This window comes from Terrabacter koreensis (genome assembly GCF_054783315.1).
Genome location: NZ_BAAGQU010000004.1, coordinates 14,576 through 29,724, shown reverse-complemented (window position 1 = coordinate 29,724; position 15,149 = coordinate 14,576). Strand labels below are relative to the sequence as shown.

Genomic DNA, 15,149 nt, shown 5'->3' with positions numbered 1-15,149 from the left:
CGCTAACCCACCTAGGCTGGGAGCGTGGTCGAGCCCCTGGTGCGCCTGCCCGACGGCACCATCAAACAGGTCAACCCGCTGACCGGGACGAAGGTCTGGACCCTGCCGGGCCGGGCGGCGAGACCCTTCGGGGTGCCCAGCCACCACCCGCTCCCGCTCGACCCTGACGACCACGACCGGCACTGCGCGTTCTGCTGGGCCCGGATGCTCGAGACGACCCCGGAGATCGCGCGCGTCGTCCGCGACGGCGGCGGCGACGGCGTCACTGGCGACGGCTGGCGCGAGGTGCGAGCCGTCCTCGCGGAGGACCTGCACGCGACCCGGCCGGAGTTCCGGCTCATCCCCAACCTCTTCGAGATCCTCAGCTACGACTACTGGCACCTCAGCCACGGCTTCGAGCCGACGGCAGCGTCGCTAGCGCACCGGACGGCATACCTGGGCACGGCGCAGGGACGCGAGCACGTCACGGCTCTCGCCCGCATCCGGATGCGGGCCCGGAGCGCGCCCGGCGCCGACGCCGAGCCGCTCGCCGAGGAGGACCTCGAGCGCGAGGCGGTCGGGCTGTTCGCGGGCAACCACCAGGTCGTCATCGCGCGACGGCACTACGTCGACGGCGCCACCGAGGACACGCAGCTCGCCGGCTCGGGCACGCTGACGCCCGAGGAACACTGGCGCTACACGCAGCTCACGGTGCGGGCGATGCGCGACCTCTACCGCGACAACGCCTGCGCCCGCTACGTGTCGGTCTTCCAGAACTGGCTCTCGGCAGCCGGCGCGTCGTTCGACCACCTGCACAAGCAGATCGTCGCGATCGACGAGCTCGGCGCGCAGAAGGAGCGTGAGATCGAGCTGCTGCGCACCGAGCCCGGCGTCTTCGCCAGGTGGGGCGCCCAGTACGCCGCCGAGCAGGGACTCGTCGTCGCCCGCAACGAGCACGCGGTCGCCTTCGCCGGCGTGGGCCACCGCTACCCCGCCCTCGTGGTGCACGTGACCGACGGTGAGGGCTGCCCGTGGGAGCTGGACGAGGAGCAGCTGCGCGACTTCTCCGACCTCGTCCACGCCTGCCACGCGGCCACGGGCGTGCACGTGCCGTCGAACGAGGAGTGGCACCACCGGCCGCCCTCCGTGGACCAGCCGATGCCGCTGCGGGCCGTGCTCAAGTGGCGGATCTCCACGCTCGCCGGCTTCGAGGGCGGCACGAAGATCTACGTCAACACGATCGACCCCTGGACGGTGCACGACCGCGCCGTCGCCCGGCTGCGCGAGCTCGTCGAGGCCGGCGCCGTCTCCGACGGCGTCGAGATCGGCTGAAGGCCTCGGTCCCAGCGAGGCCTGGCACCACCGTTGACGCGTGCCGGCGGCGTATGTATACAAGAGAGATTCCTGCATACATCCGACCCAGGAGGACACGTGACCCAACGCCCTTGCTTCCACCTCGCCGTGCCCGTCGACGACCTGGCCCGGGCCCGGGACTTCTACGGCGGGGTCCTCGGGCTCGAGGAGGGGCGGTCGGCCGAGCACTGGGTCGACTGGAACTTCTACGGCCACCAGGTCGTGACCCACGTGGCCCCGGGAGGTTCACCCGGGCCGGCCGCACACAACGCCGTCGACGGCCACAGCGTGCCGGTGCCGCACTTCGGGTGCGTCCTGGCCGTCGACGACTTCCACGACCTGGCGTCGAAGATGAAGGCGGCCGGCGCGTCGTTCGTCATCGAGCCCTACCTCCGCTTCGCGGGCGAGCCCGGCGAGCAGTGGACGATGTTCTTCCTCGACCCGGCCGGGAACGCCATGGAGTTCAAGGCGTTCGCCGACGAGTCGCAGATCTTCGCGAAGTAGTGGGGACGGACGGCAGGGACACCAAGGCCGCCCGCGTCTACGAGGCCCTGCGCGCCGGGATCCTCTCGGGCGAGCTCGTCGCCGGGAGCGCGCTCGACGAGGTGTCGCTGGCAGATGCGCACGGCGTCTCACGCACTCCGGTGCGCGAGGCCCTGCGGACGCTGACGAGCGAGGGACTGCTCGTGCCCGGGAGCCGCCGACAGCTGCTCGTCGTCGACGTGTCGGAGCGGCACCGGTCCGAGATCGTCGCGATCCGGGTCGCGCTCGAGGGTGCTGCGGCTGCCGAGGCGTGTGCCCGTGCGACACCGGACGACGTCGACGCGCTGCGGCTGCTCACCATCAAGCAGCGTCGGAGCGCCGACACGGACGATTCCGAGTCCTTCCTGCGGCTCGACGAGGAGTTCCACCGGGCGCTGGCGGCAGTGGCTGCCATGCCGACGCTCTCCCGCCTGCTGACGCAGCTCGGGGCCTTCGTGCGCCTCACGCGCCTCGGTGAGCCGACGGGTCGCCGGCACATGCGCGGCCTGACGCGCGAGCACGAGCACCTCGTCGACCTGCTCGAGGCCCGAGAGGCGGCCGGGCTGCGCGAAGCCCTCGAGGCCCACATCTCCTCCACCGCCCAGCGACGCTGACCCGTGCCGCGGGCCGTCTCAGTCGGACGCGCCGCGACCCGTCTGGGCCTGGAGCCGGTCGATGTGCTCGCTCGCCTCGGCCTTGGTCAGGTCTGCGGGGAGCGTCTCGCCTGCCTCGCGGGCGAGGGTCTCCAGGTAGCTGCGCTGCGCACCGGTCATCGCCTCGTCGCCGGTGACCCAGTCCTCGGGGTCCTTGATCGTCGAGTCGCCCGAGGCGCCACCGATGACGTCGTCGTTCGAAGGTGTGTTCGATGTGGTCATGAGGTCGGCGTACCCGATTCGCGGCGCCGAACCACCACCCTCTTCAGTCTCAGAAGGGCGGCGGATCGTCGCCCGGCGGGCCGATGCCTTCGCGCCAGTCCTTGGGGTAGGTCGTGTGGGTGCGGCCGGTCAGGGTGGTCCACTGCAAGCCGCCGTCGGCGACGGGGGTGCTGGTCCAGACCTGGTGGGTCTTGAGGTTGTGGTGCCGGCGTTCCTTGGCGTAGAAGTTCGTCACGGCTGTCTCACCGGCCGGCCACGGGATCTCGTGGTCGAGGTCGCAGCGGGTGGCCGGGGTGGTGCAGTCGGGGCCGCGGCAGGTGCCGTCGACGGCGCGGACGTGCTCGACCATCGCCGTGGTGGGCCGGTAGGCCTTCGTCGGGCGGCTGATCGCGTGGCCGTCGCGAACATTCACCGGCAGGGTCTGCCACACCGACCCGGGGCGGGTCATGAGCTCGCGGGCATGGGCGGCGGTGACCCAGCCGTGCCCGGGCAGCTCGCACGCCGCGTCGCTGTGGCCGGTGGCGACCTCGAACGGCACGACCAGCCACACCCGCGCCGCCGCGTCACCGGTCATCTCGTCCGTCACTTTGGCGGGGTCGAGGTGGCCACTGAGCAGGGCTGCGGTGGCCAGGTCGCAGCGCAGCTGGTCCAGGGTGCGCGGGTCGCCGGAGCCGCGCCTGGCGCGGGCATCGGCGTCGAGCCGGTCCATGACCCCCGCGATCGTGCCCGCGTCGGCGGTGATCGTCAGGCAGCCCATACCGTCCTCGACCATCCGCCCGAACACACCCCGCCGGGCCTTGGCCTGCGCGCGCCGCTCGTCCGCGCCGCGGGTGTCGACCGAGGCGACGGCCCGCCGCAACCGGGCCGAGAACGTCCGCTGCCCCACCGGCCGCCCGTCCCGAGACGGCGCGAGCACCGCCTCCTCCACCGTCGCGACGTCCGCGTCCGAGAGCTGCACCGTCTCGCACGCGACCTGCACCGCCCGGTAGAGCGACGTCCCGCCCTCACGCAGCGCGGCCAGCAGACGCCGGTGTCGCCGTGGGGCCGTCGCGAGCGTCAACCGGCGCCCCACCTCACCGGCCCCGACGCCGGTCCCGAGGGCGATCTCCTCCGCGACGACCCGCACCGGCGACACCAGCGCCGCAGCCCGCCGCGAGGACCCCGCCGGCAGGGCGGCGATCTGCTGCTCCGCGATCGTGTGCAACGCCCCGTACGCCGCGATCAGGTCCGCCTCGACGCGGGCTTTGGCCGCCTCGAGCGCCTCGATCTGCGCCATCACCCGTTCACTCGAACGCAGCAGGCTCTCCGTCGCCGCCACCGACCGCGTCCGTTCGTCCGGCACGCAACGATGACCGGTGTCGGCCGGGGCGTACTCCACCTCGGCGTGCAACCGGCCCAGCCACGTCGACTCGGCAGGGGTTCGCGATGACGCGACGTACGGCATACGAACCCTCCCCTGTGCGGCGTTTCGACTAATCCATTAGAACACGTGTTCGACAAATCGGGAAGGGGGAATGCGTATCTGTGGAGAACGGATTGCTTTGCCACGCAAGCCGTCTCACCGCGAGAAGGCCATCGCCTCGGTGACGTCGCCCCTGAGCATGTCGCGCCGGTCGAGCAGGTAGTTCTGCCGCATCAGCCACGGCGCGGCGTCACCCTGCTGCGGCAGCTCGCCCGCGGCCCGCTCGACGTAACCCGAGCGCAGCGGCAGCAACGGCCGCCCCTCCATCCCCTCCGGCGCCCGGGGTACGGCGACGCGCCAGCCGTTGCGCTCCATGTGGTTGAGCAGGCGGCAGACGTAGCGGCTCGCAAGGTCGGCGCGCAGCGTCCACGAGGCGTTGACGTAGCCGATGGTGACGGCGAGGTTCGGCACGTCGGCGAACATCGCGCCGCGGTAGACGGTGAGCTCGCCTGTGGGCCGGCGTTCCCCGTCGACGGTGAACTCGATGCCGCCGGCAACCTTGATGCGCAGGCCGGTAGCCGTGACGACGACGTCGGCGGCCAGCTCGCGCCCCGACCGCAGCCGTATGCCGTCGGGCGTGAACGTCTCGATCGTGTCGGTGACGACGTGGGCGCGTCCCGAGCGCACCGCCTCGAAGAGGTCGCCGTCCGGGACGACGCAGAGGCGCTGGTCCCAGGGGTCGTAGGTGGGGGTGAAGTGGTCGCTCACCAGCGTCGTCGACCCGAGCGCGCGGGCGGCGCCCTTGGACAGCAGGGACTTCGCAACGGCCGGCCGCCGCCGGCTCAGCTCGTAGAAGGCCATCGTCGCGAGGACGTTCTTGTAGCGGGCGACGACTCCGCCGGCGCGCGACGGCAGCACCTGCTGCACCACGTCGCGCACGCGGTCGCGTCGTGGCAGCGCCGTCACCCACGTCGCGGTGCGCTGGAGCATGGTGACGTCGGCCCCGAGGTCGGCGAGCGACGGCACCAGCGTCACGGCCGTCGCGCCGGAGCCGATGACGACGACCTTGCGGCCCGCGACGGGCAGCCCCTCGGGCCAGAACTGCGGGTGCACGACGTCCCCGGCGAACGAGCCGATGCCCGGAAGCTCGGGATCGTGGGGCCGCTCGTAGTCGTAGTAGCCGCTGCACAGCTGGAGGAAACGGCACGTGAGCTGCTCCGAGCCACCACCCGCGCGCTCCACCGTGACCGTCCAGCGAGCCTCCACGGACGACCACGAGGCAGCCACCACCTGGTGCCCGAACCGGATGTGCCGGTCGATGCCGTGCTTGCGAGCCGTCGACTCGAGGTACGCCAAGATCTTCGGGCCGTCGGCGATGGCGTCGGGGTCGGTCCACGGCTCGAACGGGAAGCCGAGCGTCATCATGTCGGAGTCGGACCGCACTCCCGGGTAGCGGAACAGGTCCCACGTGCCGCCGAGGGAGGCGCGCGCCTCGAGGATCGCGTACGTGCGGGTCGGGGCCTCGGTCTGAAGGCGGTAGGCCGCCCCGATGCCGGACAGGCCGGCGCCGACGACGAGGACGTCCACGTGCTCGATCTGGCTCACCCCGACATTGTGACCCACGCCGCGCTCGCCCTACCCGCGGGTAACCGAGCGGCTACGCTCGACCGCGTGACGGCACTTCCCGCGACCTCCACCGCCTACCCGCACCTGCTCGAGCCGCTCGACCTGGGGTTCACGACGCTGCGCAACCGCGTCGTCATGGGGTCGATGCACACGGGGCTGGAGGACCGCGCGAAGGACTTCGACCGCCTCGCCGCCTACTACGCGGAGCGCGCCCGCGGCGGCGTCGGCCTCATCGTCACTGGCGGCTTCGCCCCCAACCTCGCCGGAGCCCTCTACCCCGGCGGCTCGGTGCTCGTCACCGAGCGCCAGGCCCGTCGGCACGAGGTCATCACCAACGCGGTGCACCGCGAGGGCGGCAAGATCGCCCTGCAGATCCTCCACGCGGGGCGCTACGCGTACCACCCCCTCGCGGTGTCGGCCTCGGCCACGAAGGCCCCCATCTCGCGCTTCACCGCCCGCGCGCTCAGCGCCCGCGGCATCCGCAGCACCATCGGCGCGTACGCGCGTTGTGCCCGTCTCGCGAAGCGGGCCGGCTACGACGGCGTCGAGATCATGGCGTCCGAGGGCTACCTGCTCAACCAGTTCCTCGCGCCGCGCACCAACCACCGCACCGACGAGTGGGGCGGCTCCGCCGCGAACCGCCGCCGCCTGCCCGTCGAGGTCGTGCGTGCCGTGCGCGAGGCCGCCGGTCCCGACTTCGTCATCGTCTACCGCCTCTCGATGCTCGACCTCGTGCCCGACGGTCAGACGTGGGACGAGATCGTCGCACTCGCCAAGGAGGTCGAGGCGGCCGGCGCCACGATCATCAACACCGGCATCGGCTGGCACGAGGCCCGCGTGCCCACCATCGTCACCTCGGTGCCGCGCGGCGCCTTCACGCGCGTCACGGCCAAGCTGCGTCCCGAGGTCTCCGTGCCGGTCGTGACGAGCAACCGCATCTCGATGCCCGACCTCGCCGAGCAGGTCATCGCCGACGGCACGGCGGACCTCGTCTCGATGGCGCGCCCGTTCCTGGCCGACCCCGACTGGGTGGCCAAGGCCGCGAGCGACCGGGCCGACGAGATCAACACCTGCATCGCCTGCAACCAGGCCTGCCTCGACCACACCTTCGCGAAGAAGACGGCGACCTGCCTCGTCAACCCGCGGGCCGTCCGCGAGACGACCCTCGTGCTCGCCCCGAGCCGGCGCAGCAAGCACGTCGCCGTCGTCGGTGGCGGCCCGGCCGGTCTCGCCGCGGCGGTCGCCCTCACCGAGCGCGGCCACCGGGTCGAGCTGTTCGAGGCGTCCGACGACCTCGGTGGCCAGTTCGCCATCGCGATGCGCATCCCGGGCAAGGAGGAGTTCGCCGAGACGATCCGCTACTACCGCAGGCGCCTCGAGCTGGGCGACGTCAAGGTGCACCTCGGCCGCAGGGCCGGCGCCGATGACCTCACCGACTTCGACGAGGTGGTCGTCGCCACGGGGGTCGAGCCGCGCATCCCGGACGTGCCGGGCGTCGACCACCCGAAGGTCGTCACGTATGCCGCCGCGGTCCGCGGCGAGGCGCCCGTCGGTCGGCGTGTGGCCGTCATGGGCGCGGGCGGCATCGGTGTCGACGTCTCGGAGTTCCTGACGCACGTCGAGTCGCCGTTGACCGTCGACGCGTGGATGGCCGAGTGGGGTGTCGGGTCCCCCGACGCGTCGCGCGGCGGCCTCGTCGCCGCGGCACCCACCCCCTCGCCGCGGGAGGTGCACCTGCTCCAGCGCAAGGCCACCCCGATCGGCAAGGGGCTCGGCAAGACGACCGGCTGGGTCCATCGAGCGGCCTTGAAGGCCAAGGGAGTCCACCACCACGTGGGCGTCAACTACGAGCGCATCGACGATGCCGGCCTGCACATCACGCACGGCGAGCAGCGGTCCGACCCGCAGGTGCTCGACGTCGACACGATCGTGCTCTGCACCGGCCAGGAGTCGGTCGACACCCTCGGCCCGGCCCTGGCCGAGCGCGGCGTCAAGGTCCACGTCATCGGCGGCGCCGACGTCGCAGCAGAGCTCGACGCGAAGCGAGCCATCCGGCAGGCGACAGAGCTCGCCGCCACGATCTGAGGTTCCGCGTCGTGGGCGCGCCTCACGTTCTCTCACGGTCGAGCAGGAACGTGCGCATGGGGCCCTTGCTCTTCACGGCGATCGTGCCGCGTGGTCGCAGCACGAACGCGTCGCCGAGGGCGGCCGCGACCCGCTCGGTCACGTGGATCTCGCCCGGGAGGCCGTGCGACTCCATGCGGCTGGCCGTGTTCACCGTGTCGCCCCACAGGTCGTAGATGAACTTGCGTCGTCCGATGACCCCGGCGACGGCCGTCCCGGTGTCGATGCCGATGCGCACCGCGAGCCACTCGCAGCCGGGCTCGCGGGCGATGGCGGCGATCTCGGCGCGCATCGCGAGCGCCACCCGGGCCACGGCCTCGACGTGGCCGGGCCGCCGCTCCGGCAGTCCACCCGCCACCATGTACGCGTCGCCGATCGTCTTGATCTTCTCGACCGACTGCGCGTCCACCTCCTGGTCGAACGCGGAGAAGATGCGGTCCAGCATGGCGACGAGCTCGTCGGGGGGCATGACCTGCGTCTGCGCCGTGAATCCGACGAGGTCGGCGAAGAGCACCGTCACCTCGTCGTAGTGCTCGGCGATGATGCCCGGGTCGCGCTTCAGGCGTTCGGCGATCGCGCCGGGCAGGACGTTGAGCAGCAGGCGCTCGGACCGCTCCTGCTCGGCCTCGAGGGCGACGCGTGCCCGCTCCCGCTGCTCCACGAAGTAGCCGAGCATCACATAGGCGCTGATGGTCACACCCATGACGTTGAGCACGAAGAACGCGATGACGAAGCCGGCCGGCAACCCCGCCGGGTGCTGCGACAGGCGTGGGTCGAGCAGCGCGAGGACGACGACCTCGACGAAGAACGCGAGCAGCCAGCCGAGCGAGTGGCGGACGCCGAGCAGGGCGAGCGCCGCGAGCGGCACGAAGATCGCCCACAGCACCATCCCGCTCGAGGCCACGAAGCCGCCCAGCGACGCCTGGAGCAGGGCGGGCAGCACGAGGTACGCGACGAGCTGGGTCGTGCGGAAGACGGCGAAGCTCCCGGTGCGCGCGAGGACGACGAGCCCGAGCGCGGTGAGGACCTGGTAGGTCGCGGGGATCGCGGCCGACAGCAGGTGGCCGTGGACGGCATACGTGACGACCCAGATGAACGAGAGCAGCGTGATGAGCACCGACGCGAGGACGAGCATCCCCTGGCGCAGCGCGTCGTCGTGCGACCGCTCCGGGCGCCCACCGATCTCGGCCAGGCGCTCGACGATGCGGATCACGGGCGCGCCGAGGCGGGTCCGGGAAGGGGCGAGCACGCGGGATGCGCCCATGCCGTGATGCTACGGCCGGCGCTCGCGCCTGAGGAGCGAGTCGACGAGTTCGGCAGCGTGCCCGGCGCCGTCCTCGGACCGGACCTGCTCCCCGAGGGCGGATGCCGCCCGCCGGGCCTCCGGGGCCAGCGCGACCTCGAGCGCCGCGCGGAGGCGTGACGGCGTGAGGTCCTTCCGGGCGATCGGTGGCGCTGCCACCCCGAGCGCCGCCAGCCGCCGGCCCCAGTACGGCTGGTCCGCCGCGTGCGGCACGACCACCTGCGGCACCCCCGCGCGCAGGGCCGCTGCCGTCGTGCCCGCCCCGCCGTGGTGCACGACGACGGAGCACCGTGGCAGCAGCAGGTCGTGGGGTGTCGCGCCGACGCCGATGACACCGGGTGGCAGCGTGTCTCCCAGCCGGTCGAGCGAGAGTCCGGCGAGCCCCTCGCTCACGATCCCGCGGACCCCGAGCGACCCCAGCACCTCGGCGACGCCGCGCAGCACGGCCTCGGGGTCGGGTGTCGGCATCGACCCGAAGCCCACGTAGACGGGGGCCGGGCCGTCCGCGAGGAAGCCCTCGAGGGGGGCGTCGAGGGGACCCGGCGTCGGCGATCGGAACCAGAAGCCGGTCTGCCGCAGGGCAGGCGGCCAGTCCGTCGCCCGAGGGACCACGAGCGGGCTGGCGCCGAGGATCGTCGGGGTGCGCGTGGCGGCAGCCGAGTACGACCGAAATGTTCTGCGCGGCAGGCCTTTTCGCGCCCGCACGAGGTCGCCGGCCGGCCGGAACAGGTCCAGTGCCACCCGCCCGGCCAGGCTGCTCCACCAGAGGTTGAGCGGCGAGACGCGTCGCGGCAGCAGGGTGAGCGCGGTCGACGCCCCGGCGGCGCTCGGCCACACCGGCGCGAACACCGCGTAGACGTGCGGCTTTGCCGCCCCGGACGACAGCAGCGCCTCGACGAGGTCGAACGTCAGGGGACCCGACACGACGGCATCCGCGCCGTCCACGAGCCGGGTCACGTCGTCGGCGAGAGCCTCCGCGGTCTCGGCCATGACCTGTCGCATGAGCCGCGCCTCGCGCACCCGCGTCGTGCCCGAGCCGCGCAGCCCGTCGCGCCCGAGGCCGTCACGCAGCGGGCCCTCGAGGTCGAACGACAGCGGCTCGAAGCCGACCCCGCTCCCGGCCACGACGTGACCGAGGTCGGCCGGCGCGGCGAGCGAGACGGCATACGCCCGCTGCCGCAGGCGCTCCCCCAGCGCGACGAGGGGCTGCACGTCACCGCGCGACCCCATGCCGAGGAGGAGCACCCTCACGTCAGGCCTCGTCGAGCATGGCGCGTACGCGCGGCGCGACCTCCTCGGCGTAGAGGCGGATGCACTCCGTCCGCCGGTCGTGCGGGAGGGTGCCCATGGAGTACTTGAGCTGGAAGCGCGAGACCCCGAGCACCTTCACGGTGTCGGCGATCTTGGCGGCGACGGTCTCGGGCGACCCGCAGTAGACGGCGCCGTCGGGACCGAGCCGGGCCAGCGCCTGCTCGTTCGTCATCGGCGCCCAGCGGCGCTCACGCCCGATCTTGTTCATGTAGGGCACGAAGTGGGGCATGAACTCGTCGATGGCCTGCTCGTCGGTGGCGGCGACGTAGCCGGGCGAGTGCACGCCGACCGGGAGCTCCGGCTTGCCCATCTGCGCGAGCGCCTGGCGGTAGAGGTCGGCGAGAGGCGCGAACTGCCGGGAGGCGCCGCCGATGATCGCGATGACGACCGGGAAGCCGTAGTGCGCCGCCCGCACGACCGACTGCGGCGTGCCGCCGACCCCCACCCAGACCGGCAGGTGGCCGGACTCCGTTGCGGGCATGACCTGCTCGACGTCCACCGGCGGCCGGATCGAGCCCTTCCAGTGCACCGGCTTCTCCGCCACCACGGCGGCGAGCAGGTCGAGCTTCTCCTCGAAGAGCGTCTCGTACTCCGAGAGGTCGAGCCCGAAGAGCGGGAACGACTCGATGAACGACCCTCTGCCGACGGTGATCTCGGCGCGCCCGTTGCTGATCGCGTCGACCGTCGAGAACCGCTGGAAGACCCGGATGGGGTCGTCGCTGCTCAGCACCGTGACCGACGTGCCGAGGCGGATGCGCTCGGTGCGGGCGGCGAGCCCGGCGAGCAGCACGTCGGGGGCGCTGACGGCGTAGTCGTCGCGGTGGTGCTCGCCGACGCCGAAGAAGTCGAGACCGAGGCGGTCGGCGAGCTCGCCCTCGGCGAGCACCTCGCGAAGGACCGTGGCCGCGTGGAGCGGGGCCCCGTCGGTCCCCAGTGCGATGTCGCCGAACGTGTCGAGGCCCAGCTCGAGGCGGCCGTGGGGTCCGAGGCTCATGCGCCCATCGTAGGTATGCCGTCCACCCGCCAGGTGCGCCCGGCCGTGGGGTCCCAGCGCCGCACCGACGCGAGCGAGCCGTCGAGCAGCGGCACGCGGCCCAGCGCCGCGATCGCCTCGCCGACCTGCCCGGGACCGAGACCACGCCCGAGGGTGACGTGCGGGAGCCACCGGCCGATCTCCACGTGCTCGGGCACGTCGCCGGCAACGTCGAACGCCTCGGTCACGCGCGCGTGGAGGCCGAGCAGCGCCGGGCTCGGCAGCACGAGCCGGGCCAGCACGAGGTGACGGGAGCCGAGCACGACGAGGGCACCGAGGCGTACCGGGACGGGCTCGTACGAGCCCAGCGCCTGCGCGAGCCGCGTCTCGGCGACATCGGGCACGTCTCCGGCAGCGCAGAGCGTGACGTGCGGGGCGTTCGACTCGCCGCGGTGGCTCGCCTGGCTCGGCAGCCCGGCCGCGGCGAGCAGGTCCCACTCGTGGCGCACCCGCTCGTCGGTGGCCGTGTCGAGCACCGCCTCGACCGAGTGGAGGGGCACGTCAGGCGACCCGGCTCGGCTCCGGCCGGTCGTCGAGCTGAAGGTGCTCGGCGAGGAAGGCACGCACCTGCTCGAGTCTCGCCGGCCCGGCGCCACGGTGGTCGGCGTCGACGCCCACGACGAGCGTGGGCAGGTCGAGCGATGCGACGATGTCGAGCTCCATGGCCCTGCGGTGGCGCATGAAGTCGACGTAGCCCTCGAAGCCGCGCAGGCCCATGCGACGGCCCAGGCCCTGCCCGGTGTGGTACTCGACGACCGCCTCGACCCATTCGCGGGGGCGCTCCGCGGCGGCGGTCTCGAGGACGCGGAGCGGGTCGCCCGCGTCGAGGTAGACGAGCACCGGGTCGTGGGAGCGCACCGCGTCGACGAGACCTGCGACGTGCGCGGCGAGGACGGACGCGGGCTGGTCGGCGCGCGCCACGAGTGCGCAGCCGGGGTTCTGCAGCAGCACGCACTCCCAGACCTGGACCGGGTGGGAACCGGGGGTCGTGCGCCCGAACCGGCGCCAGCTCTCGGTGAGCACGCGCGAGTGCACGTCGTGGGCGACCGCGCCGTCGTACGCGTCGTGTCCCCTGAGCCGGTCGACGACGCTCGCCGGCAGCGACGGGTGCAGGGCGTGGCGCACGACCCACTCGTCGCCGTGCCGCTCGGCTGCCGACAGGAGCGCCGACGCGGTCTCGGGCGACTCGGCGGCGATGGCGAGCACCTGCTCGGTGCTGAGCACCGCGACCTGCTCGAAGTCGACGGGATGGTCGAGCCGGCCCTCGGTCCAGTGCTCGGCCGCAACGCCTCTCGCGCCGAGCCAGCCGGCGGTGTCCGCGGCCGTCGTGCTCTTGCCCGAACCGGGCAGTCCCTCGACCAGCACCAGTCCAGTCACGCCGTCACCGCTTCCACGCTCGCCCTTGCTGACAAACCCTGTCGCGAACTGCCGCAGCCTCGCGTCCGCCCGGTGGGCGGCAGCGCAGTCTAGAACGGTGCGGGGTGGCGGTGTCACCTCGAACGACGGGCGTCGAGGCGCGCGAGGACGGCTGCGACGGAGGCACGCTCGCGGTCGGTGAGATCGGCGACCGGTCGCCGCCTGGCCTCGCAGGTGTGACACCGTGGGCCCGTGGAGGCAACCGACCGCGATGGGGGCGCGCCTGCCGTGCTGCGTGAGCCGGCCGAGCGGGTGTCGCGCCGCGCGATCCTGATGTGGACCGTCGAGGCGCTCCTCGTCGACGTGGTCCTGCTCGCAGGGCAGGTCGTGTGGTGGTTCGTCGACTCCTCCCCCACGCGTACCGCCCACTGGGCCGTGGGTGGCGTGTGGCTCGCCGTCGCGGCCGGCTACGCCGCGGTCATGCCGCGCTGGCGCTACCGCGTGCACCGGTGGGAGTCCACGCCGCGGGCGGTCTACACGCAGACGGGCTGGCTGTGGCAGGAGCGGCGCATCGCCCCGCTCAGCCGCGTGCAGACCGTCGACCTCGAGCGCGGTCCCGTCGCCCAGCTGCTCGGCCTCGCGTCGGTCACCGTCACCACGGCCTCCGCGGCGGGTCCGGTGCGCATCCACGGCCTGGACCTGCCCGTCGCGACGGCGCTCGTGCAGTCGCTCACTGCGGCGACCGCCGCGGAGACGGACGACGCGACGTGACTGATCCGCCCGAGGGTGCGTCTGCGCCGTGGCGCCGACTCGACGCCCGCATGCTGCTCATCCACCCGCTCGAGACGCTCGTCCGCTTCCTGCCCGCGCTGCTCGCGGTCTTCGTCGCCCGGCTCGGTTCCGACGGCGACGACCGGTGGGAGCTCCTCGCGCTGCCGGTGATCCTCGCCTTCGGGGTGCTGCGCTGGGCCACGACGCGCTACCGCATCGGCGACGGGCAGATCGAGCTACGGCGTGGTCTGCTCAACAAGCAGACGACGACGGCACGGCTCGACAAGGTGCGCGCGGTCGACCTCACCGCGAAGGTGCACCACCGGGTGCTCGGCCTCGCCAGGGTGGAGATCTCGACCGCCGGGAGCACCCGCGAGCACCTCGTGCTCGACTCCCTCGGCATCGACGCCGCCCGGGCACTGCGCGCCGAGCTGCTCCACCGGGTCGAGGCGGTCGACCCGTCCGTGGCCGCCCTCCCGGCCCCCAGCGGCGCCGCCGCGCCCGAGCCGACCGACGAGCTGCTCGTGCGGCTCGACCCCGCCTGGGTGCGGTTCGCCCCGCTCACGGTCACCGGTCTGGCAGGGGCGGCCGCGGTCGTCGCCTTCGTCTCCCAGGTGCTGTCGCGCTACTCCGAGGAACGCACCGCCGTGCGCGACGGGGCCCGCTGGGTCGCGGGGCTGGCGTGGTGGGTCGACGTGATGGTCGTCCTGGCGATCGTGTCGTTCCTCGCCGTCGCCGGCTACGTGCTGACGTTCTGGGGGTTCCGCCTCACTCGCAACCGGCTCGGCACGCTGCACACCCGCCGCGGCCTGCTCACCACCCGTGAGACGAGCATCGACGCCTCACGCATCCGCGGCATCCGCCTCGACGAGCCCCTCGGCCTGCGTCTCGCCGGCGCGCGGCGCCTCAAGGTCGTCACGACCGGTCTGGCGCACGAGCAGGGTGGCGGCGGAGGTGGCGCCGACTGGCTCTGCCCGCCCGCTCCGGCGTCCGTCGTGACACCGCTCGCGGCGCTCATCCGCCCCGACGAGGACGCCGTCTCGGGCCCCCTTGTCGGTCACGGACCCGCCGCCCACCGCCGGCGGCTGACCCGCGCGCTCCTGCCCGCCGCCGCCCTGGCCGCCGTTCTCGTCGTCGCGTGGGCCGTCTGGGACTGGAGCCCCACCGTGCTCGTGATCGTCCCGCTGCTGCTCGTCGCGGCCCTGGGCCTCGGGCTCGACCGGTCGCGAGCCCTCGGCCACCTCGTGACCCCCGACCACCTCGTGACGCGACAGGGTTCGCTCGACCGGACGCGGGTCGTGCTCGACCGCCCCGGCATCATCGGCTGGACGATCCAGCAGTCGCCCTTCCAGCGCCGCGCCGGCCTCGCGACCCTCGTCGCGACGACTGCAGCGGGTGGCCAGCACTACGACGTCGTCGATGTGCCGGTCGACCGGGCGTATGCCGTGCTGGCCGAGGTCAGTCCCGAGCTCGTGCGCGAGTTCCGCTGAGGGA

The 15,149-nt window shown here is 73.1% G+C and carries 14 protein-coding genes; 6 read left to right on the top strand and 8 right to left on the bottom strand.

Translation table 11 applies throughout. From position 1 onward, the window contains the following. Positions 1–24 precede the first annotated feature (24 nt). The 3 genes from ACYVNR_RS02875 to ACYVNR_RS02865 all read left to right on the top strand — a co-directional run bounded on the left by ACYVNR_RS02875 (position 25) and on the right by ACYVNR_RS02865 (position 2,468). Positions 25–1,311 (top strand): DUF4921 family protein, encoded by a 1,287-nt coding sequence (locus ACYVNR_RS02875; protein ID WP_461046443.1) that lies wholly within the window; start codon positions 25–27, stop codon positions 1,309–1,311. A gap of 99 nt (positions 1,312–1,410) precedes the next feature. Continuing rightward, a complete protein-coding gene (locus ACYVNR_RS02870; RefSeq protein WP_045191132.1) occupies positions 1,411–1,836 on the top strand; it encodes a VOC family protein in 426 nt (141 codons plus the stop codon). Beyond that, positions 1,836–2,468 (top strand): GntR family transcriptional regulator, encoded by a 633-nt coding sequence (locus ACYVNR_RS02865; protein WP_461046441.1) that lies wholly within the window; start codon positions 1,836–1,838, stop codon positions 2,466–2,468. Before ACYVNR_RS02870 ends, ACYVNR_RS02865 begins: the two co-directional genes overlap by 1 nt. 18 nt (positions 2,469–2,486) lie before the next feature. On the opposite strand, the gene ACYVNR_RS02860 is transcribed toward ACYVNR_RS02865, so the two are convergent. The 3 genes from ACYVNR_RS02860 to ACYVNR_RS02850 all read right to left on the bottom strand — a co-directional run bounded on the left by ACYVNR_RS02860 (position 2,487) and on the right by ACYVNR_RS02850 (position 5,736). Beyond that, positions 2,487–2,729 (bottom strand): DUF3072 domain-containing protein, encoded by a 243-nt coding sequence (locus tag ACYVNR_RS02860; RefSeq protein ID WP_461046440.1) that lies wholly within the window; start codon positions 2,727–2,729, stop codon positions 2,487–2,489. 49 nt (positions 2,730–2,778) lie between these two features. After that, positions 2,779–4,005, bottom strand: a complete 1,227-nt coding sequence (locus tag ACYVNR_RS02855; protein ID WP_461048276.1) for an HNH endonuclease signature motif containing protein — start codon at positions 4,003–4,005, stop codon at positions 2,779–2,781. Between the two features lie 282 nt (positions 4,006–4,287). Continuing rightward, positions 4,288–5,736, bottom strand: coding sequence for a flavin-containing monooxygenase (locus ACYVNR_RS02850; protein ID WP_045188680.1), 1,449 nt, complete (start codon positions 5,734–5,736; stop codon positions 4,288–4,290). 66 nt (positions 5,737–5,802) lie between these two features. Between ACYVNR_RS02850 and ACYVNR_RS02845 the strand changes: the two genes are divergently transcribed. Continuing rightward, positions 5,803–7,842, top strand: a complete 2,040-nt coding sequence (locus ACYVNR_RS02845) for an NADPH-dependent 2,4-dienoyl-CoA reductase (protein WP_045188678.1) — start codon at positions 5,803–5,805, stop codon at positions 7,840–7,842. A 22-nt stretch (positions 7,843–7,864) separates the two neighbouring features. On the opposite strand, the gene ACYVNR_RS02840 is transcribed toward ACYVNR_RS02845, so the two are convergent. Genes ACYVNR_RS02840 through ACYVNR_RS02820 form a run of 5 tightly spaced genes read right to left on the bottom strand, consistent with a single transcriptional unit; the run spans position 7,865 to position 12,905 of the window. Beyond that, positions 7,865–9,145, bottom strand: coding sequence for an adenylate/guanylate cyclase domain-containing protein (locus ACYVNR_RS02840; RefSeq protein ID WP_082080737.1), 1,281 nt, complete (start codon positions 9,143–9,145; stop codon positions 7,865–7,867). A 9-nt stretch (positions 9,146–9,154) separates the two neighbouring features. Beyond that, the gene (locus ACYVNR_RS02835; RefSeq protein WP_052677104.1) at positions 9,155–10,435 is read right to left on the bottom strand and encodes a glycosyltransferase; all 1,281 of its coding nucleotides are present in this window, start codon (positions 10,433–10,435) and stop codon (positions 9,155–9,157) included. Between the two features lies 1 nt (position 10,436). Beyond that, positions 10,437–11,489 carry an LLM class flavin-dependent oxidoreductase gene (locus ACYVNR_RS02830; protein ID WP_045188676.1) on the bottom strand — a complete coding sequence of 351 codons (1,053 nt, stop codon included), beginning with the start codon at positions 11,487–11,489 and terminating at the stop codon, positions 10,437–10,439. Beyond that, positions 11,486–12,028 (bottom strand): 2'-5' RNA ligase family protein, encoded by a 543-nt coding sequence (locus ACYVNR_RS02825; protein ID WP_045188673.1) that lies wholly within the window; start codon positions 12,026–12,028, stop codon positions 11,486–11,488. Before ACYVNR_RS02825 ends, ACYVNR_RS02830 begins: the two co-directional genes overlap by 4 nt. Position 12,029: 1 nt before the next feature. Further along, positions 12,030–12,905: a P-loop NTPase family protein gene (locus ACYVNR_RS02820; protein ID WP_461046436.1), complete on the bottom strand. Its 876-nt coding sequence runs from the start codon at positions 12,903–12,905 to the stop codon at positions 12,030–12,032. A 231-nt stretch (positions 12,906–13,136) separates the two neighbouring features. Here ACYVNR_RS02820 and ACYVNR_RS02815 point away from each other — a divergent pair, with 231 nt between their 5' ends. Together ACYVNR_RS02815 and ACYVNR_RS02810 are read left to right on the top strand one after the other, a co-directional pair. Then, complete coding sequence (locus ACYVNR_RS02815) at positions 13,137–13,655, top strand: PH domain-containing protein (RefSeq protein ID WP_461046435.1); 519 nt, start codon at positions 13,137–13,139, stop codon at positions 13,653–13,655. Beyond that, on the top strand, positions 13,652–15,145 hold the full coding sequence (locus tag ACYVNR_RS02810) for a PH domain-containing protein (RefSeq protein WP_045188669.1): 1,494 nt from the start codon (positions 13,652–13,654) through the stop codon (positions 15,143–15,145). Before ACYVNR_RS02815 ends, ACYVNR_RS02810 begins: the two co-directional genes overlap by 4 nt. Positions 15,146–15,149 lie beyond the last annotated feature (4 nt).

What these genes read in the sequence shown, in the direction of transcription:
- ACYVNR_RS02860 (WP_461046440.1), bottom strand. Translation starts at nt 2,729, where the DNA reads ATGACCACATCGAACACACCTTCGAACGACGACGTCATCGGTGGCGCC.
- ACYVNR_RS02855 (WP_461048276.1), bottom strand. Translation starts at nt 4,005, where the DNA reads ATGGCGCAGATCGAGGCGCTCGAGGCGGCCAAAGCCCGCGTCGAGGCG.
- ACYVNR_RS02840 (WP_082080737.1), bottom strand. Translation starts at nt 9,145, where the DNA reads ATGGGCGCATCCCGCGTGCTCGCCCCTTCCCGGACCCGCCTCGGCGCG.
- ACYVNR_RS02830 (WP_045188676.1), bottom strand. Translation starts at nt 11,489, where the DNA reads ATGAGCCTCGGACCCCACGGCCGCCTCGAGCTGGGCCTCGACACGTTC.